We start from the raw sequence: 18,390 nt of genomic DNA on the forward strand, positions 1-18,390 counted from the left end.
AACCGCCGCTCCCGACGGGTTCCGGCCGAGCGCCGGGCTAGCGTGCGGTCGTGGCCCGCCTGATCCTGACGGTCGCGAGCCTCGCCGCTCCCCTCCTCCTCGTCGGCTGCGCACCGACCTTCAGCGCCTACGCGCCCTTCAGCCCCGCGGTCGTGCTCGCGGCGGTCGCGGGACCGCTCGCCGCAGGTGCGGTCGTCGTGCTGATCGGCACCGCGATCGGTCTCGGCGCGCTGCTCCGGCTGGCGCGGCTCACCTCTGCGGCGAGGCGGACCGCCGTCGTGGGATCCGTGGCGCTGGGCGTCGTCCTGCTGCTCGCGACAGTGCTGCTCCTCGTGTCCATCGCAGCGATCGCCGCGCCCCGCTCGACGCTCGCCTGATCGGCCGCATCGGGGGCGGGTGCCGCCGCGCCCCCGGCCCCTGGGCCCGGGCCAGAAGCCTTGCTCGTCGAACCGTTCCGGTCCTACTGTCGGCCGCGGCGGCGGGGCATCGAGGGGCAGCGACGGGGCTGCCTCCTCCGCGGCCTGGAGGTCTCCGTGACTCAGATCCTGAACGATCCGCTCGACGCGCTCCGGTCCGGCTTCGGCGGCACCGTGATCACCCCGCAGGACGTCGAGTACGACGAGGCGCGCAAGCGGTGGAACGGCTCGATCGATCGCCGACCCGCCGTGATCACCCGCTGCGCGAGCGCGGAGGATGTCGCCGCGGCCGTCACCTACGCGACGGCGCAGGGGCTCGAGATCGCGGTCCGTGGTGGCGGCCACAGCGTGTCGGGCTCCTCGACGGTCGACGACGGCCTCGTGATCGATCTCTCGGGCATGCGGACGGTGGCGGTGGACGCGGAGGCGCGGACCGCGCGCGTCGGCGGCGGCGCCCTGCTCGGCGACCTCGATGCGGCCGCGCAGGCGCACGGCCTCGCCGTGCCGGCGGGCATCGTGAGCCACACCGGCGTCGGCGGCCTGACGCTCGGCGGCGGCATGGGTCACTTCACCCGGAAGGCGGGCCTCACGATCGACAACCTGCGCTCGGCACAGGTCGTGACGGCCGACGGTCGCATCCGCCATGCCTCGGAGACCGAGGAGCCCGACCTCTTCTGGGCGATCCGGGGCGGCGGCGGCAACTTCGGCGTCGTCACCGAGTTCGAGTTCCAGCTGCACGAGCTGGGACCGATGGTGCAGATGGGAATGCTGTTCTGGTCGCTCGACCAGGGCGACGACGTGCTGCGGCTGGCGCGCGAGCTCATCCCGACGCTCTCGCGGGACCTCAACGTGCTCATCGTCGCGCTGAACGCGCCGCTCGCCCCGTTCGTGCCGCCGGAGTTCCAGGGCGAGCCGGGCTGGGCGCTCTGGATCGACGGCTTCGGCGACCCCGACGAGCACGCGTCCCTCATCGAGCGCATCCGCCGCTCGCTGCCGCCGAAGTGGGAGATCGCGACCCCGATGCCGTACACGGCGCTGCAGTCGATGACCGACGAGGCGAACGCGTGGGGCGGGTACGCCTACGAGCGCGCCGTCTACCTCGACGAGATCACCGACGAGGCGATCGACGTGCTCGTGCGCGAGGTGCCCAAGAAGTCGTCGCCGCTCTCGATCGTGGCCTTCTACCGCCTCGATGCCGCCTACTCCGACGTGCCGGACGACACCACCGCGTTCAGCGGCAGCCGGAAGCCGGGCTACGGCGTCTTCACGATCGCGGTCTGCCCCGCACCCGACCTACTCGAGCTCGACCGGCAGTGGGTGCGCGGCCTCACCGACCAGCTGAAGCCGCTCGCGCGCCCCGGCGCCTACATCAACGGACTCGCCGAGAGCGACTCGGCCCTGCTGCAGGAGTCGTACGGGCCGAAGTGGGACAGGCTGCGGCAGATCAAGGCCGCGTACGACCCGCAGAACGTCTTCCACCGCAACTTCAACATCCCGCCCGCGGAGTGACGAGGGGCGGCGCCTCGGCGAGGAGGCGCCGCCCGCCCGGTGGCTCGGCGACTGCGCCGCCCTCTGCCCGCACCGCGTCCCGTGCGGCGAGGGCGGCGTACGACGAGGCGATGCATCCGGCCCGGTGAGCGGCTGGTCGGGCTGCGGTCGCAGGACGACCTGACGGGCGCACCGCATCAGCCGGCTGGGGAGACGGCGCCGCACGCGACGCAGAGCACCGCTTCGGGCGCGTCGTGCTCCGGCAGCCGCACCTCCACGAGGCGGCTGCCGCCGCACCGGTCGCACGTCGCGCTCGCCACGAGGCAGGTGTACGGGCGCCGTCCGACAACGCCGGGCCGGGACGCTCGGATCCCGCGGCCCTACGGTGGCGTCATGGCGGACGCGGTGCGGGTGGAGCAGGTCGAGGCGCTCGACGAGGAGGTCGCCGCGGCCGTGCAGCGACTGCTGCCGCAGCTGTCGTCCTCGGCGGTGTTCGACGCCGGCCTCATCGAGCAGGTCGTGACGAACCCGGCGACGTCCCTCTTCGTCGCGCGGGACGGGGACGCGGTGATCGGCATGGCGACCCTCGTCATCGTGCCGGCGCCCACCGGGCTGCGCGGGCACATCGAGGACGTCGTGGTCGACGAGGCCGCGCGCGGGCGGGGCGCGGGCCGGGCGCTGATGGACGCGCTGATCCGGCAGGGCCGGGAGGCGGGGCTGCGGTCCCTCGAGCTCACCTCGCGCCCCTCGCGCACGGCCGCGATCGCGCTCTACGAGTCGGTCGGCTTCGCGAAGCGCGAGACGAACGTGCTGCGCTACGCCTTCGACTGACGATCCGGCATCACTGGGTTGGAGGCGTTCGTCGCCCGCGGCTGAGCCGCTAGAAGGGCTGCACCTCGACAGACTCAGTCGGCTGCGGGTCGCCGCGCTCGTCTGACCACGACACCTTCACCGACGCGTAGCCCTGGAACCGGTCCACCGCGCACTTGAAGACGGCCTGCTGCGGGAAGAGCTCCCACTGGGCGTCGTCGAGCACCTTGGTGCTGTAGTTGTCGTCGACGCGCACGTTGCGGGCCACGCCGGAGGCCGTGTTGACGAGCCGCACCTGGTCAGGCCCAGGCCCCTGCGCCGCGATCCACCGCACCGGCTTGAGCGGCGCCGGTCGATGCGGGCGCACGCGACTCTTGTGCACGAGGCGGAACGACGCCGCCCAAGCTGCGCCGCGGCCGAGCGTGCGGAACAGCACCGCCCACACCCGCCGCGTCGGCTTCACAGCGCCGGTGATGGCGGCGACGACCAGCGCGCTGACGGTCGGGATGAAGAACGCGGGCGCGGCGACCCAGGCCAACACACCGCTCACGGTGCGCCAGCGTAGGGGTGCCGTCGGACACTGGCGGGGTTTCCGCGGGGATCGCGGGCCAGAGACGGTAGAAGCCCCAGCAGGAACAGGTGTCCTGCCAGGGCTTCTACCGGAGGGGATGACGGGAATCGAACCCGCACCACCAGTTTGGAAGACTGGAGCTCTGCCATTGAGCTACATCCCCGGCGCCCGCTCGCGCGGGCCGTGCCAGGGTACCCGGCTCCGCGGCCCCCTTCCGTCCGACGCGGCGAGGACGACCCGTCGCTCCTTGGCGCGCTGCCAGTCGCCGCTACGGAATCGGTGGGACCGTTGAAGCATGAGCATCGGAACCGGCGTCGCCCTGTTCGTCATCGGCGCGATCCTCGCGTTCGCCGTCCACGTCACCATCGGGGTGATCGACCTCGCCACGACGGGCTACATCCTGATGATCGCAGGCATCGTCGTCTTCGTCGTCGGGCTCGTGCTGCTGTTCGTCCGGCGCAGCAGCACCTCGACGACCCGGGTCGACCCGGTGTCGGGTGAGCGGGTCACGCGCCGCGACATCGACGGCGGCCCGCGGTACTAGCGGAGCTCCAGCCATCGCCCCGGTCTTGGGACGCGCCCTCGCGCGCTCCTCGATCGCGGGGGCGGTCGAAGCGGTGGCCGCGGATTCGGAACGACGCAGCGGATCGCGCCCCAGGTCCGAATGCATGGCGCGTGGGCGGCTGAGCCGAATCGGTGGCGGCCGGGTCAGAAGCGGCGGTGGGTGAAGCGGCCGGCGACCAGCGTCGCGGCAACGCCTGAGGCGGACATCCGCTCGAGCGGCTCGTCGAGGAGCACGAGGTCGGCCGCGTCGCCGACGCGGGGCTCGGCGCGGCCGCGGGTCGAGGCCGCGAGCGCCTCCCCCAGCGTGATCCGCTGCTCGCCGTGCCACGGCGGCTGCTCGTCGCCCGTCCGCTCGACGGCGGCGCGGATCGCGAGCCACGGGTCGAGCGGCGCCACCGGGGTGTCCGAGCCGAGCACCAACGTCGCACCCGCGTCGAGGAGGCGCCGGAACGGGTAGGCGCGGCCGGTGCGGCCGGGCCAGTGCTGCTCCGCGACGTCGCGGTCGTCGAGCAGGTGTCCGGGCTGCACGCTCGCGGTCACGCCGAGCCGCCCGAACCGCGGCAGGTCCGCGTCCGCGACGAGCTGCGCGTGCTCGATGCGGCCGCTCACACCGGTCGCCTCGAACGCGTCGAGCGCGGACTTCACGGCGGCGTCGCCGATCGCGTGGACGGCCGGGGTGAGCGCCACCTCCCGCGCCCGGGTGAGCAGCGCCCGCAGCTCGTCGGGGGGCACGGTGAGCAGCCCGCGCGTGCCGTCGGGGTACGGCTCGGCCAGGTAGGCGGTGCGGGTGTTCAGCGCCCCGTCGATGAGCGTCTTCAGCGGCCCCACGGAGAGCAGGCCGAGGTCGTCGTCGAGGGCGGCGCCCGTGCAGAGGCCCTCGTCGGCCGCGCGGTCGAGGTCGAAGGGGTAGACGGCCGCCTCGACACGGAGCGCGGCGAAGCCGGCAGCGGCACGCCGGAGCCAGGGGTCCTTGTTCCACGCCATCTCGAAGTCGACGATGCCGACGACCCCGCGCTGCGCCGCCTGCTCGGCGAGCGCGGCCACAGCGGGATCCGCGGACGCCTCGGACAGCTCCCGCACGTCGCGCGCGACGGCGAACGCGGCGCCCTCGCGGAGCAGGCCCGAGTCGTCGAGCTCGACGCCGAACCGCCGGCCCGCCGCGCTGCTCAGCCAGACCGCGTGCACGTCGTGACTCGTCAGCACGACGGGCCGCTCCCCCGCCGCGGCGTCGAGCGCGGCGCGGGTCGGGAGGTCGGGCCAGACGCCGTCGCGGAAGCCGATACCGAGCAGCGGCCAGTCTCCGGGCTGTTCCGCGGCACCCCGCCGGACGAGTTCCGTGGCCTCGGCGGCCGAGGTCGCGCCGCCGAGCTGGATCCACGACGCGGCGAGCGCCGCCTGCGTCATGTGGACGTGCTCGTCCCACAGCCCGCGGAGCAGCCGGCGCCCGTCGGCCTCGACGACCTCGAGGGGCCCGGCGTCGAGCTGCGGGGCGAGCGCCGTGATCCGGCCGTCCTCGATACGGACGTCGACGAGCCCCGCGCCGAGGCGGGCGCGGTGCAGCAGCAGGTCCGGCACCGGGTCAGTCCCGCTTCGGGCGGGGCAGCGTCTGCCAGCCCGGCGCCCAGTAGAGGTTTCGGCCGCCCATCTCCTCCATGACGACCTCGCCGCGCCCGCGGGGGCTCTTCTGCCCGGTGCGCTTGTAGACGAAGTGCCGCTCGTCCCGGCTCGCGAGCGCGTTGCGGTACTGCTCCTCGGTCTCGAGGTCGTCGCGGGTCATCATCTGCCCGGTCCGCACGCCGATCGCGAGCAGATGCGCCCAGTCGCGCCAGAGCTTCCGGAGCGCGGGCACGGAGATCTCCTTGCCCGGCGTGTGCGGGTTGAGGCGCGCGCGGAACAGCAGCTCTGCCCGGTAGACGTTGCCGATGCCGGCGACGACGCTCTGGTCCATGAGCAGCAGGCCGATCGGGCTGCCCGACTTCCGGACGGCCGCGACGAAGCGGTCCTCTGCGGCCTTGCCCGAGTCGTGCATCGGGTCGGGGCCGAGCTTCGCGATCAGCCGGCGCACCTGGTCGGGGTCGAACACCTCGCAGGCCGTCGGGCCGCGCAGGTCGGCGACCGCGGTGTCGATGAGCAGGCGCAGGCGGACCTGGCCGATCGGCTCGGGCGGGAACTCGGTGAGCTCGACGTCCTCGCCGCGCTCGCTCTCCGCCATCCGCAGGCGGGTACGGCGGGGAGCGCCGATCGACCCGAGGCTCGACTCGGGCAGCGCGTCGGCGACCACTCCCCCGTCCGCCGCGGCCTCGAGACCGTCCGGGGTCTCGGCGGACGGGTCGATCGTGTCGCCCGCGATCTGATCCAGGAACGTGCCCCGCTGGTTCGTCTGCCCCATCCGGCCGTTCGCCGAGGCGAGCGTCGCGTCGGCGGTGATCTCGCCCGCGAAGTCCCACGCGCCGTAGAGGCCGAGGTGGACGTGGAGGGTGCGCTCGCCCTCGAACTCGAGCAGCAGGTGCTTGCCGACGGCGCTCGAGGCGACCATCACCCGGCCGTCGAGGAGCGCCGCGCCCGCGGCGAAGCGGCCCTGGGGGCTCGAGGCGGCGGCACGGTGACCGACGAAGTTGCGTCGGAACTGCAGCGCGATGCGGTGGAGCGAGTGGCCTTCGGGCATGTCAGTCGCCGATGCGCTGCACAGCGGCGTCGATCGGGTGGCCCGCGATCGCGCCGGTGCGCTCGTACTCGGCGAGCTGCGCGATGCGCCGCGCGTGCCGCTCCTCCTTCGAGAACGGCTCGGCGAGGAACAGGTCGATGAGGTGCAGCGCGTCCTCGAGGGTGTGCTGGCGGGCACCGATCGCGCAGACGTTCGCGTCGTTGTGCTGCCGGGCGAGCAGCGCGGTCGACTCGTTCCAGATGAGCGCGGCGCGGATGCCCTCCACCTTGTTCGCGGCGATCTGCTCGCCGTTGCCGGAGCCGCCGAACACCACGCCGAGGGTGTCGACGCCCGCCGCCTGGTCGTTCACGACGCCGATCGCGGCGTTGATGCAGAACGACGGGTAGTCGTCGAGCGGGTCGTACTCGGTGGGGCCGTGGTCGACGACCTCGTGGCCGCTCTGCTCGAGGTGGTCCTTCAGCTGCTGGGCGAACTCGAGCCCGGCGTGGTCGGTCCCGATGTGGACGCGCATGCGCCGAGTCTAGAAGCGGCGCGCCGAGCCCCTCGGCCTCCACCTCCTGACCGCGGATCCGGAATTCCTCCTCGACACGCCGCGGCCCATCCCCTCCTCCCCCGCGTGTCGCTGCAGAAGTCCGGAACGGCGCGAGAAATCCGGATCCGCGAAGGTGGGGACGGCGGACGCCGGGGGCCGCGCAGGGCCCGGTGACCCCCGGTGGCGTCAGTAGGGTGGTCGGCCGTAACCGGCGGCAGACCCACGAGGAGCGCGAATGCCCGGAGAGAACCTCACCCGCGTCGAGGCCCAGGAGCGAGCGGGGCTCGTCTCGCCCACCACCTACGACGTCGAGCTCGACCTCACGCGCGGCGCGGAGGTGTTCGGCTCGACCACGACGGTGCGGTTCACGGGCACGCCCGGCGCGTCCACGTTCATCGACGCGATCACGAAGACGGTGCACTCGGTCACCCTGAACGGCACCGAGCTCGACGCGGCCGCGGTGAGCGACGGCGTGCGCATCCAGCTGCCCGACCTGCAGGAGGAGAACGAGCTGCGGGTCGTCGCCGACGCGATGTACACGAACACCGGCGAGGGCCTGCACCGCTTCGTCGACCCGGTCGACGACGAGGTGTACCTGTACTCGCAGTTCGAGGTGCCGGACTCGCGCCGCATGTTCGCGGTCTTCGAGCAGCCGGACCTCAAGGCCGAGTTCCGCTTCACCGTCACGGCGCCGGCCCGGTGGCAGGTCGTCTCGAACCAGCCGACGCCCGAGCCCGAGGTGCAGGGCGACACCGCCACGTGGCGCTTCGAGTCGACCCCGCGGATCTCGTCGTACATCACCGCGCTCATCGCCGGCCCGTACCAGGTGGCGCGCGACGAGCTGACGAGCAGCGACGGCCGCACGATCCCCCTCGGCGCCTTCGCCCGCGCCTCCCTCTTCGCGCACCTCGACGCCGACTACGTCTTCGACATCACGAAGAAGGGCTTCGAGTTCTACGAGCGCATCTTCGGTGTGCCGTACCCCTTCGACAAGTACGACCAGCTCTTCGTGCCCGAGTACAACGCGGGCGCGATGGAGAACGCGGGCGCCGTCACCTTCGTCGAGTCGTACGTGTTCCGCTCGAAGGTGTCCGACGCCGTGAAGGAGCGCCGCGTCGTCACGATCCTCCACGAGCTCGGCCACATGTGGTTCGGCGACCTCGTGACCATGAAGTGGTGGAACGACCTCTGGCTGAACGAGTCGTTCGCCGAGTACATCTCCACGCTCGCCACCGCCGAGGCGACCGAGTGGGCCGAGGCCTGGACGACCTTCAACATCATGGAGAAGAGCTGGGGCTACACGCAGGACCAGCTGCCCTCCACGCACCCGATCGTCGCCGAGATCCCGGACCTCGAGGCCGTGCAGGTGAACTTCGACGGCATCACCTACGCGAAGGGCGCGAGCGTGCTGAAGCAGCTCGTCGCCTACGTCGGCCGCGAGCCGTTCCTCGAGGGCGTCGGCACGTACTTCCAGAAGCACGCGTTCGGCAACACGGAGCTGAAGGACCTGCTCGCCGAGCTCGAGGCCACGAGCGGCCGCGACCTCACGAGCTGGAGCGCATCCTGGCTCGAGACCGCCGGCGTGAACACGCTGACGCCCGAGATCGACACGGACGCCGACGGCCGCATCACCGCGTTCGGCATCCGGCAGACCGCGAGCGAGGAGCAGCCGACGATCCGGCCGCACCGCCTCGCGATCGGGTTCTACGAGCTGCACGGCGAGAGGCTCGTCCGCACGGAGCGCTTCGAGCTCGACGTCGCGGGCGAGCGCACCGACGTGGCCGAGCTGGTCGGCACGCGCCGCCCCGCGCTCGTGCTGCTGAACGACGACGACCTCGCCTACGCGAAGATCCGTCTCGACGAGGAGAGCCTCGAGACCGCCATCGCGCACCTCGCGAAGATCGAGTCGCCGCTCGCCCGCGCCCTCGTCTGGAGCGCGGTGTGGGACGCCACCCGCGACGCGGAGGCCCGCCCGCGCGACTTCGTCCGCCTCGTGCTGAACAACATCGGCGCCGAGACCGAGTCGACCACCCTCCGCACGGTGCTGCAGCAGGCGGCGCTCGTCGCCGCGAGCTACGTGGCGCCGGAGGTGCGCGAGGAGACCCTCACCGCCCTCGGCGACGGCGTGCTCGCGCTGCTGCACCAGGCGGAGGCCGGCTCGGACGCGCAGTTCCAGTTCGCGAAGAACCTCGCCGCGCTCGCCCGCACCGACGAGCAGCTCGCCGCGGTGCGCCGCCTGCTGTCGGGCAAGGAGCCGCTCGAGGGCCTTCAGGTCGACACCGACCTGCGCTGGGAGCTGCTCATCGCGCTCGTCGCCGGCGGCCAGGCCGGCGAGGCCGAGATCACCGCGACGCTCGCCGCGGACGACACCGCGACCGGCCGCGAGTCGGCCGCGCACGCCCGCGCCGCGATCCCCACCGCGGAGGGCAAGCAGGCCGCCTGGGCCTCGGTCGTCGACTCGGCCGCGCTGCCGAACGCGACCGTGCGGGCGACCTGCCTCGGCTTCCGCCGCGCCATCGACACCGACCTGCTCGAGCCCTACGTCGAGCAGTACTTCGCCGCCATCGACGAGATCTGGGCGACCCGCAGCTATGCGATCGCCGAGGCGCTCGCCCGCGGCCTGTACCCGTCGCCGCTCGCCGACCGCCGGCTCGTGTCGGCGTCGCAGCAGTGGCTCGACGCGCACCCGGGGACCACCGCGATGCGTCGCGTCGTCGTCGAGAACATGGCCGGCGTGCAGCGCGCGCTCGCTGCCCAGGCGCGGGATGCGCGTGACTGACGCCGTGCTCGGCCGGCTGCTGCAGGCGGTCTCGGCCACGACGGTCCGGACGGACCTCGACCGGTTCTGGGCCTCGGGCCTCGGGCAGGCGCTCTGGATCGTGATCCAGGTCGTCGTGATCATCCTGATCGCGCTCGTGGTGCGGGCCATCGCGCACCAGCTGATCCGGATGTTCGTCAACCGGGTCGTCACCGGTGTGAAGCGGCGGGGCCGCGCGGACGACACGCAGGCCCTGCTCGCCTCCCCGGTGAGCGCGGCGCGGGTCGTGCAGCGCACCCGCACACTCGGGTCGGTGCTGAACAACCTCGTCTCGACGATCGTCGCGATCGTGGCGCTGATCAGCATCGTGGGCGTGATCAACCCGAACATCACCGGCGCGTTCTCCCTGATCACCGCGGCGCTCGGCGCGGGGCTCGGCTTCGGCGCGCAGAGCATCGTCAAGGACGTGCTCAGCGGACTGTTCATGGTCGCGGACGATCAGCTCGGCGTCGGCGACGTCGTGACGACCGATCTCGCCACCGGGATGGTCGAGGCCGTCGGCATCCGGGTCACGCAGGTGCGGGACGTGAACGGGGTGCTCTGGTACGTCCGCAACGGCGAGCTGACGCGCATCGGCAACATGTCGCAGGGCTGGGCGCGCGCCGTCGTCGACGTCACCGTGCCCAAGGGCATCGACGTCGACGCGGTGCAGCAGCGGCTGCTCGCCGTCGCGACGGCCGTGCTCGACGACCCGCAGTGGCGGCAGAGCGTCATGGAGAAGCCCGAGCTCTGGGGCCTCGAGTCGGTGACGGCCGAGGGCGTCGTGCTGCGCCTCGTCGTGCGCACCCGCACGAACACGAAGGACGACGTGGCCTGGTCGCTGCGCACCCACATGCGCGAGGCGCTCGTCGCCGCCGGCGTCGAGCCGACCGCGATCTCGAGCGCCCCGCTGCCCTCCTTCGAGCAGGCCGGCGCGCTCCGCGGCGTGCGACCCCTCAGCTGGAACCCGCCGGCCACCCGGCGCCCTCGGGCCCGGGCGGCGCGTCCGGCCGCCGAGGACGCGCCCGTGGCCGCCGAGGCGCTGCCTGGCGCGACCGCCCCGAGCGTGCCTCCCACGAGGCCGCGGGCCGGCGCGCGCGGGGCCTCCGGGCAGCCGGGCGCCGTCGGGCGGCAGGGCGCCGCGGGACCGGACGAGGTCGACGATGTCCGCTGACCCGCCCGCCCCCGGCGGCTCGTTCTACGAGGCGGTCGGTGGCCGCCCGACCTTCGAGAAGCTCGTGCAGCGGTTCTACGCGGGCGTCGCGGAGGATCCGCCGCTGCGCGAGCTCTACCCGGAGGAGGACCTCGGGCCCGCCGCCGAGCGGCTCACCGGGTTCCTCGAGCAGTACTGGGGCGGCCCGACGACGTACAGCGAGCAGCGCGGGCACCCGCGACTGCGGATGCGGCACATGCCGTTCAAGGTCAACCCGGCGCAGCGCGACCGCTGGCTCACGCACATGCGCGCTGCCGTCGACTCGCTCGAGCTGCCGCCGCTCTACGAGGCGGAGCTGTGGGCGTACCTCGAGCGGGCCGCCCTCGCGATGGTGAACACCTTCGAGGAGTAGGCCCGACCCGCGGCGGTCACCAGTGCAGCGTGAGGCGCAGCAGCAGGATGCCGCCGACCAGCGTCCCGACCGTGCCGAGCACGACGGCGAGCAGCACGACGAGGCCGAGGATCCGCGCCGCGGCGCGGGCGAGGCCGAGCGCTGCGAGCACCGCGACGACCGCCGTCAGCGCGGACGTCGCACCCGCGCCCTGCGCGACCTGCGGCAGCGGACGGGTCTCGGTCACGGCGCGAGCCTAGGCAGCGCGGCTGCGAGCGGCGACGCCCCAGAGCGAGGGAGGCGCGGCTCCCACGGATCCCGCGGCCTGCGGGAGGCCCCCGGCTCGGGGTCCTCCGGGCGGCTCAGCCCTGCAGCGACCAGGCGCGGCGCTTCACGAGCACGTACCCGCGCTCGGTGCTGAGACGCGTCCACGGGCCGTTGTCGTGGATCGGCACCGGTTCGTAGGGGTCCCCGAGGAAGCCGAGGCTCTGCGCGGCGAACGCGGCGCCCGCCGGCACGTGGTCGACGCCGTCGATCGTGCGCCCCCACACCTCGCTGCGGATGCGGCGGACGATCGCCTCGCCCGCGTTGTCGGGCAGGGCGGCGGCGACCTCGACGATGCCGTCGCGGGCGGTCTCGAGCAGGACGCTCGCCTCCACCTGGCCGACGGCGTGCCAGCCGGTGCGGGGCGGCGCGACGCCCGCCCAGGTGACGGTGTGCACCTCGGCGGGCACGCCGACGCGGAGCGGCTCGCCCTCCTCGGCGCGCGCGCGCTCGAGGCGGGCGACCAGCGACTCGATGGGGACGACCGCGTCGAGCTCGAGCTCCGGCGGCACCGCGACGGTCCGGAGCCCGAGCACCGTGGGGGTCTCGTCGAGCAGGCCCGACGGGTAGAGCACGGCGGTGTAGACGGCGAGCACGCCGGCCTCGGCGACGAGCCGGACCGAGGAGCGGTCGATGCGGTCCGCGCGGCCGAGATAGGTGCGCAGGTCGGCCAGCGCGGCGGCGTCCGGCAGCTCGAGGGTACGGTCCATGGGCGTCCCACTACCGTAGTGGGGCCGCCTCCCCGCGGCCCCGGACACCCCGACGCGAGGAGCACGCGTGGACCCGCTCGCCACCCTTCTGGCCGCCCTCGACCTCACCGACACCGGGGCGAGGACGAGCGAGGACATCTTCACGGGACCGGCGCTCTACAACCCCGGCGGCCGGCTGTTCGGCGGGCAGGTGCTCGCGCAGTCCGTCGCGGCCGCGACCCGCACGATCGGGCCCGAGCGCCCGATCCACTCGATGCACGGGTACTTCCTGCGGCCGGGCGAGATCGACGTGCCCATCACGTTCGCGGTCGACCGGATCCACGACGGCCGCTCGTTCAGCACGCGCCGCACGCAGGCGTACCAGCGCGGCGTGCCGATCCTGTCGATGATCGCGTCGTTCCAGACGGAGGACGAGGGCCTCGAGCACCAGGCACCGATGCCCGACGACCTGCCGATGCCCGAGGACCTGCCGGACGAGCGGAAGGTGCTCTCCGCCATCGACCACCCGATGGCGCAGTACTGGGCGACGGGCCGCGCGTTCGACATGCGGCACGTCGGTTCGCCCGTCTTCCTCGCCGTCGAGGGCGAGCGGGTCGCGCACCAGGCGGTGTGGCTGAAGGCGATCGGCCCGCTGCCCGACGACCCGGCGCTGCACCGCGCCGCGCTCGCCTACGCGAGCGACTACACGATCCTCGAGCCGACGTTCCGGCGGCACGGCATCCCGTGGGCGCAGCCGGGCCTGAAGGCGGCGAGCCTCGACCACGCGATGTGGTGGCACCGCCCCGTCCGGGTCGACGAGTGGCTCGTCTACGTGCAGGAGTCGACGAGCGCGAGCGGTGGCCGCGGGCTCGCGCTCGGCCGGATCTTCACCCGCGACGGCCTGCTCGTCGCGTCGGTGGCGCAGGAGGGCATGGTGCGGGTGCCGCACTGACGCTTCCCGGCCCTCCGAGCCGGCTCTGCTCCGGATCCTGGTCGGAATCGGACCGGCAGAGCGGCGAGGATCCGGAGCGGGCTGCGGACTCAGCGGCGTTTGCTGAAGACGACGGGCTCGTCGACGTAGGGCGCGAGCGCCTCGCGCTCCCGGTCGGTCATACGTCGCGGCTTCGAGTCGGACGCGTTCGCGAGCACGAGCGTGGTCGCCGCCTTCGTGTAGAGCACCCGCGGCTCGACGCCGGCCGTGCTGTAGATCTCGTAGCCGAGCTCGAGGCTCGCCCCGCCCATCCGCCCGATCCACACCTCGGCGTCGAGCGGCGTGCGCTGGTACGGGATCGGCCGCAGGTACTCGATCTCCTGCCGCGCGATGAGGCTCAGCGTGTCGGCGCCGGGACTGCCGTCGAGCACGCGCGGGCCGACCCCGTCGGTCGAGTCGATCGACTCGCCGGTCACCCAGAACGCCTCGATGCGCACCTCCTCGAGGAGACGCAGCATCGCGGCGTTGTTCACGTGCGCGTAGGCGTCGATGTCGCTCCAGCGGAGCGAGACCGGCACGTGCAGGCGCACGGTCAGACGCGGGTGAGCTTGCGGTACACGCCGCGGCCGACGCCGACCGACTCGGGGCCGAGACGCTCGGCCTTGTTCTGCTCGTACGACTCGAAGTTGCCCTCGAACCAGTACCAGCTGCCCGGCTGCTCCGGCGTGCCCTCGTAGGCGAGGATGTGCGTCGCGATGCGGTCGAGGAACCACCGGTCGTGGGTGATGACCACCGCGCAGCCGGGGAACTCGAGCAGCGCGTTCTCGAGGCTGCCGAGCGTCTCGACGTCGAGGTCGTTCGTCGGCTCGTCGAGCAGCAGCAGGTTGCCGCCCTGCTTCAGCGTGAGCGCGAGGTTCAGCCGGTTGCGCTCGCCGCCGGAGAGGATGCCGGCCGGCTTCTGCTGGTCGGGGCCCTTGAAGCCGAACGTCGACACGTAGGCGCGTGACGGGATCTCGGTGCTGCCGACCTGGATGTAGTCGAGCCCGTCGGAGACGACCTCCCAGAGCGTCTTCTTCGGGTCGATGCCCCCGCGGCTCTGGTCGACGTACGAGATCTTCACGGTGTCGCCGACCTTGAGGTCGCCGCCGTCGAGCGGCTCGAGGCCGACGATGGACTTGAACAGGGTGGTCTTGCCGACGCCGTTCGGGCCGATGACCCCGACGATGCCGTTGCGCGGCAGCGTGAACGTGAGGCCGTCGATGAGCACCCGCCCGTCGAAGCCCTTCTCGAGGCCCTTCGCCTCGATCACCTGGCTACCGAGGCGCGGACCCACCGGGATCTGGATCTCCTCGAAGTCGAGCTTCCTCGTGCGCTCGGCCTCGGTGACCATCTCCTCGTAGCGGGCGAGGCGCGCCTTGCTCTTCGCCTGCCGGCCCTTCGCATTCGAGCGCACCCAGTCGAGCTCGTCGGCGAGGCGCTTCGCGAGCTTCGCGTCCTTCTTGCCCTGCACCTGGAGGCGCTCGCGCTTCTTCTCGAGGTAGGTCGAGTAGTTGCCCTCGTAGGGGTAGAGGCGACCGCGGTCGACCTCGGCGATCCACTGCGCGACGTGGTCGAGGAAGTACCGGTCGTGGGTGACGGCGAGCACGGCGCCCGGGTACTGCTGCAGGTGCTGCTCGAGCCAGAGCACGCTCTCGGCGTCGAGGTGGTTGGTGGGCTCGTCGAGCAGCAGCAGGTCGGGCTTCTGCAGCAGCAGCTTGCAGAGCGCGACACGGCGCTTCTCACCGCCGGACAGCACCGACACCTGCGCGTCGCCCGGCGGGGTGCGCAGCGCCTCCATGGCCTGCTCGAGCTGCGAGTCGAGGTCCCAGGCGTTCGCGGCGTCGATCTCGTCCTGGAGCTTCGCCATCTCGTCGCCGAGCTTCTCGTAGTCGGCGTCGGGCTCGGCCATCTCGAGACCGATGGCATCGAAGCGGGCGAGCTTCGTGCGGATCTCGGCGACGCCGTCCTGCACGTTCTCGAGCACGGTCTTCGACTCGTCGAGCTCGGGCTCCTGCATGAGGATGCCGACGGTGTAGCCGGGCGTGAGCCGGGCCTCGCCGTTGCTCGGGGTGTCGAGCCCCGCCATGATCTTGAGGATCGTCGACTTGCCCGCGCCGTTCGGTCCGACGACGCCGATCTTGGCGCCGGGGAAGAACGACATCGTCACGTCGTCGAGGATGACCTTGTCGCCGTGCGCCTTGCGGGCGCGGACCATCGAGTAGATGTATTCCGCCATGGGAGACGAGTCTAGAAGGGCGTGGTCAGCCATTCGGCGTCGCTCGCTGCGGGCGTAGCGGCTGGCGCCTGGACCTCCGGGTCCGACAGCGGCGCGCCCCACTCGCTGCTGCGGTCGGCTCGCGGTGCCGCGGGCTGCTCGGCCTGCGGTGCCCCGCCCGCCGGTCGCTCCCCCGTCGCAGGTCGCTCATCCGAGGGCTGCGGCCGCTCGCCGCGCACGAACGTGCTCGTGCCGAACGCGAGGTCGTGCCCCAGCGCGAGCGCGCGGATCTCGACGGAGCGGGCACGCTGGCCGTCCTGCCCGTCCCACTCGTTGACGCTGAGGTCGCCCTGCACGATGACCCGCTGTCCCTTGTGCAGCGACGTGAGCGCGTTGTGACCGAGCTCGCCCCAGGCGGTGACGCGGTACCAGCTGGTGGGCCCGTCGCCCCAGTTGCCCTGCGCGTCGCGCCGGCGGTCACGCGACGCGACCGGGAACGTGACGAGCGAGCCGCGGCTCGTCGCGCGCTCCGCCGGCTCCTGCCCGAGCACTCCGATGACGGTGATGCGGTCGCCCATGGTCCTCCCCTTCCTGCCGCGGCACCCTGCCGCAGATGCGAGGTCGGGATCCGGCGGCGCGTTGCCCGTGCCGATGGATGAGACGCCACCGGATCCCGTGCCGACAGCGTGGCCGCCGGACGGGCGGGAACGACCGCGCCGCCCGGTCCGGTGGACAGCGGGCGGCGCGGCAGGGGGCTGGGGAGGAGCGGTTTACGCGGCCTTGACGTACTGCGCGTACGACTTGCGCACCTTGTTCACCTTCGGCAGCGCGACGGCGAGGCAGTAGCCCTGGTTCGGGTTCTTCGCGAAGAAGTCCTGGTGGTACTCCTCGGCGCGGTAGAACTCGCCGAGCGGGGTCAGCTCGGTGACGATCCTCCCGTCCCAGATGTCGGCGGCGCGCTCGATCGCGGACTCGAACAGCTCGCGCTGCTCGTCGTTCGCGTAGTACATGGCCGACCGGTACTGGGTGCCGACGTCGTGACCCTGGCGGTTCAGCTGGCGCGGGTCGTGCAGCGTGAAGAAGACGTCGAGGATCACGTCGCGCGGGATCACGTCGGGGTCGAACGTGACGGCGACGGCCTCCGCGTGACCGGTCATGCCCGTGCAGACGGCCTCGTAGCTCGGGTTCGCCATGCGGCCGCCGGTGTAGCCGGAGACGACGTCGCTGACGCCGTCGAGCGAGCGGTACACCGCGTCGAGGCACCAGAAGCAGCCACCGGCGAGCACGAAGGTTTCCATGTTCCCTCTCCTGAACTCGGCGCCTCCGGGCGCCGCAGTGGAGTGAACCACGGGCGCCGGAGCCGTGTTCCCCGGCCGCAGGGAGGGAACAGCCATGGGAGCGTCACAGCGGTCCCGTATCCTGCCCGCCATGTGGGAGGGGTTCACCGGCTGGCTGCAGTCGCCCGGAGGCTCGCGGGTGCTCGACGGGGCGATCGTCCCGGCGATCGCGATCCTCGTCGCGGGCGTCGTCGCGGCACTCATCGCGCGCGCCGCCGTCCGGACGCTGCTGCGCCGGGCCGACGGCGAGGCCGCGACCACCGCCGTGGCCGCGCTCGTCGAGAGCGCGCGCATCGCGGCGGCGTGGGACGACGCCGAGCGCAGCGAGCGCAAGCGCTTCTCCCGCCTCCGGGTGGAGGCCGATGTCCGCACGCGGCTGCTCCCCCGCACGGGCGCGACGCTCGCGGCGCAGTGGGCGTCGCTCCGCATCGACGCGCTGCAGCGCGCAGCGATCGGCGGTCCGGTGGCGCCCGTCGAGGTCGACGAGGTGCGCGAGCGCCTGCTCGCCTGGCTCGAGAAGCCCGGCCGGGCGAAGCGGTTGTTCGGTCCGGACGTCGAGCGGATGTCCACCGCGCCGGTCCCCCGCAAGGAACGCCCTGCGGAGCCGCCGAAGGCGGAGCGGTCGAAGAAGCCCGCTGCGGCCGACGGCGCCGTGCACCAGCCGAAGGCGGAGCCCGTCCTGCCGCAGCGCGCGCCGGAGACGGCGGTGGAGTCGGTGGCGGAGGCGCCTCCGAGCGACCCGGCCGCTCCGGCCGTGCCGCAGCCGCCGGACGAGCCGCTCGCCGAGCCCGCGGGCGCTCCTCCGGCTCCGCGCGTGGAGCCCGCGGTGGCGGTCGCCGTCGAGCGGACCACGGATGAGCCGCCGTCGACGCAGCCGGTCACCGTGCAGCGGCACCGGCTCGAGGCGCGCGACATCGCAGCCGCGGTGCGGCTCGACCGGGCGCGCCAGTCCCAGTCGCAGGAGGTCGAGCAGCCGATCGCCCCGGTGGAGCCGTCCGCCGCTCCTCACCCGGAGCGTGCGGTCGCCGAGCAGCGGAAGCAGCAGGAGCCTCCCGCCGACGCGCCTGAGGCCGCGCCGAGAACGCCGGTCCTGCCGCGCAGCGAGTTCCTCGAGACCGCCATGGCCGCGGCGAGCGCCACGAGCGCCGTGCCGCTGCAGGAGGCGAAGCCACCGAGGCTCCAGCCGCCTGCGGAGAAGCCGGACTGGCTCGACGAGTACGACGACGACGCCGACATCACGCAGCAGTCGATGAACCTGAAGACCCCGCCGCCGGTCGCGGCGAGCTCGGTGCACGACCGCACGAAGAGCGGCGAGGGCATCGTGCCGCTCGACGACAAGGCCGGGAGCAGCCGCCGGTAGGCTCCTGCGTCGTTGCCCCGATAGCTCAATGGATAGAGCAACGGCCTTCTAATCCGTAGGTTGCAGGTTCGAGTCCTGCTCGGGGCGCAGAATCCCTGGTCAGGTCCC

Annotated in this window: 20 protein-coding genes and 2 tRNA genes; 10 read left to right on the forward strand and 12 right to left on the reverse strand. The window is 72.9% G+C overall.

Translation table 11 applies throughout. The annotated features are described in order from the left end of the window. Positions 1-50: 50 nt before the first annotated feature. A complete protein-coding gene (locus tag QDR37_RS01115; protein WP_279711693.1) occupies positions 51-377 on the forward strand; it encodes a hypothetical protein in 327 nt (108 codons plus the stop codon). Between the two features lie 156 nt (positions 378-533). After that, positions 534-1,925: an FAD-binding oxidoreductase gene (locus tag QDR37_RS01120; protein ID WP_279711694.1), complete on the forward strand. Its 1,392-nt coding sequence runs from the start codon at positions 534-536 to the stop codon at positions 1,923-1,925. A gap of 176 nt (positions 1,926-2,101) precedes the next feature. Here QDR37_RS01120 and QDR37_RS01125 read toward each other — a convergent pair whose 3' ends face one another. Continuing rightward, complete coding sequence (locus tag QDR37_RS01125; protein ID WP_279711695.1) at positions 2,102-2,224, reverse strand: hypothetical protein; 123 nt, start codon at positions 2,222-2,224, stop codon at positions 2,102-2,104. Positions 2,225-2,297: 73 nt separating this feature from the next. Here QDR37_RS01125 and QDR37_RS01130 point away from each other — a divergent pair, with 73 nt between their 5' ends. Beyond that, a complete protein-coding gene (locus tag QDR37_RS01130) occupies positions 2,298-2,735 on the forward strand; it encodes a GNAT family N-acetyltransferase (protein WP_279711696.1) in 438 nt (145 codons plus the stop codon). Between the two features lie 49 nt (positions 2,736-2,784). Here the strand turns inward: QDR37_RS01130 and QDR37_RS01135 are convergent, their stop codons facing one another. Next, on the reverse strand, positions 2,785-3,264 hold the full coding sequence (locus tag QDR37_RS01135) for a hypothetical protein (protein WP_279711697.1): 480 nt from the start codon (positions 3,262-3,264) through the stop codon (positions 2,785-2,787). A gap of 113 nt (positions 3,265-3,377) precedes the next feature. Further along, positions 3,378-3,448 (reverse strand) — tRNA-Gly (locus tag QDR37_RS01140). A gap of 132 nt (positions 3,449-3,580) precedes the next feature. Between QDR37_RS01140 and QDR37_RS01145 the strand changes: the two genes are divergently transcribed. Next, complete coding sequence (locus QDR37_RS01145) at positions 3,581-3,829, forward strand: DUF6458 family protein (RefSeq protein ID WP_279711698.1); 249 nt, start codon at positions 3,581-3,583, stop codon at positions 3,827-3,829. A gap of 164 nt (positions 3,830-3,993) precedes the next feature. Here the strand turns inward: QDR37_RS01145 and QDR37_RS01150 are convergent, their stop codons facing one another. Genes QDR37_RS01150 through QDR37_RS01160 form a run of 3 tightly spaced genes read right to left on the reverse strand, consistent with a single transcriptional unit; the run spans position 3,994 to position 7,025 of the window. Next, entirely contained in the window at positions 3,994-5,424 is a 1,431-nt protein-coding gene (locus QDR37_RS01150; RefSeq protein WP_279711699.1) for an amidohydrolase family protein, read from the reverse strand. 4 nt (positions 5,425-5,428) lie between these two features. After that, positions 5,429-6,514: a DNA glycosylase gene (locus tag QDR37_RS01155; protein WP_279711700.1), complete on the reverse strand. Its 1,086-nt coding sequence runs from the start codon at positions 6,512-6,514 to the stop codon at positions 5,429-5,431. Position 6,515: 1 nt separating this feature from the next. Further along, the gene (locus QDR37_RS01160) at positions 6,516-7,025 is read right to left on the reverse strand and encodes a ribose-5-phosphate isomerase (protein WP_279711701.1); all 510 of its coding nucleotides are present in this window, start codon (positions 7,023-7,025) and stop codon (positions 6,516-6,518) included. Positions 7,026-7,281: 256 nt separating this feature from the next. Between QDR37_RS01160 and pepN the strand changes: the two genes are divergently transcribed. From pepN to QDR37_RS01175, 3 genes are read left to right on the forward strand one after another with little or no spacing between them, the layout of a single operon-like run. Next, positions 7,282-9,825, forward strand: coding sequence for an aminopeptidase N (gene pepN, locus QDR37_RS01165; RefSeq protein ID WP_279711702.1), 2,544 nt, complete (start codon positions 7,282-7,284; stop codon positions 9,823-9,825). Beyond that, on the forward strand, positions 9,818-11,017 hold the full coding sequence (locus QDR37_RS01170; RefSeq protein WP_279711703.1) for a mechanosensitive ion channel domain-containing protein: 1,200 nt from the start codon (positions 9,818-9,820) through the stop codon (positions 11,015-11,017). The genes pepN and QDR37_RS01170 overlap by 8 nt, the downstream gene beginning before the upstream one ends. Next, entirely contained in the window at positions 11,007-11,408 is a 402-nt protein-coding gene (locus QDR37_RS01175) for a globin (protein WP_279711704.1), read from the forward strand. The genes QDR37_RS01170 and QDR37_RS01175 overlap by 11 nt, the downstream gene beginning before the upstream one ends. A gap of 16 nt (positions 11,409-11,424) precedes the next feature. On the opposite strand, the gene QDR37_RS01180 is transcribed toward QDR37_RS01175, so the two are convergent. Together QDR37_RS01180 and QDR37_RS01185 are read right to left on the reverse strand one after the other, a co-directional pair. Further along, positions 11,425-11,634, reverse strand: a complete 210-nt coding sequence (locus QDR37_RS01180) for a hypothetical protein (RefSeq protein WP_279711705.1) — start codon at positions 11,632-11,634, stop codon at positions 11,425-11,427. A 115-nt stretch (positions 11,635-11,749) separates the two neighbouring features. Further along, positions 11,750-12,421 carry a hypothetical protein gene (locus QDR37_RS01185; protein WP_279711706.1) on the reverse strand — a complete coding sequence of 224 codons (672 nt, stop codon included), beginning with the start codon at positions 12,419-12,421 and terminating at the stop codon, positions 11,750-11,752. 67 nt (positions 12,422-12,488) lie between these two features. Here QDR37_RS01185 and QDR37_RS01190 point away from each other — a divergent pair, with 67 nt between their 5' ends. After that, positions 12,489-13,352 carry an acyl-CoA thioesterase II gene (locus QDR37_RS01190; protein ID WP_279711707.1) on the forward strand — a complete coding sequence of 288 codons (864 nt, stop codon included), beginning with the start codon at positions 12,489-12,491 and terminating at the stop codon, positions 13,350-13,352. 89 nt (positions 13,353-13,441) lie between these two features. On the opposite strand, the gene QDR37_RS01195 is transcribed toward QDR37_RS01190, so the two are convergent. The 4 genes from QDR37_RS01195 to msrA form a co-directional block, all read right to left on the reverse strand. Next, positions 13,442-13,921, reverse strand: coding sequence for a thioesterase family protein (locus QDR37_RS01195; RefSeq protein WP_279711708.1), 480 nt, complete (start codon positions 13,919-13,921; stop codon positions 13,442-13,444). 2 nt (positions 13,922-13,923) lie between these two features. Then, on the reverse strand, positions 13,924-15,606 hold the full coding sequence (ettA, locus tag QDR37_RS01200) for an energy-dependent translational throttle protein EttA (protein ID WP_279711709.1): 1,683 nt from the start codon (positions 15,604-15,606) through the stop codon (positions 13,924-13,926). Between the two features lie 11 nt (positions 15,607-15,617). Continuing rightward, entirely contained in the window at positions 15,618-16,163 is a 546-nt protein-coding gene (locus QDR37_RS01205; RefSeq protein ID WP_279711710.1) for a single-stranded DNA-binding protein, read from the reverse strand. A 192-nt stretch (positions 16,164-16,355) separates the two neighbouring features. Then, complete coding sequence (gene msrA / locus QDR37_RS01210) at positions 16,356-16,883, reverse strand: peptide-methionine (S)-S-oxide reductase MsrA (protein WP_279711711.1); 528 nt, start codon at positions 16,881-16,883, stop codon at positions 16,356-16,358. 130 nt (positions 16,884-17,013) lie between these two features. Between msrA and QDR37_RS01215 the strand changes: the two genes are divergently transcribed. After that, complete coding sequence (locus QDR37_RS01215; protein WP_279711712.1) at positions 17,014-18,282, forward strand: hypothetical protein; 1,269 nt, start codon at positions 17,014-17,016, stop codon at positions 18,280-18,282. Positions 18,283-18,296: 14 nt separating this feature from the next. Then, a tRNA-Arg gene (locus tag QDR37_RS01220) sits at positions 18,297-18,369 on the forward strand. The last annotated feature ends 21 nt before the right edge of the window (positions 18,370-18,390 follow it).

Source organism: Amnibacterium sp. CER49 (assembly GCF_029846255.1).
Classification (GTDB): Bacteria; Actinomycetota; Actinomycetes; order Actinomycetales; family Microbacteriaceae; genus Amnibacterium.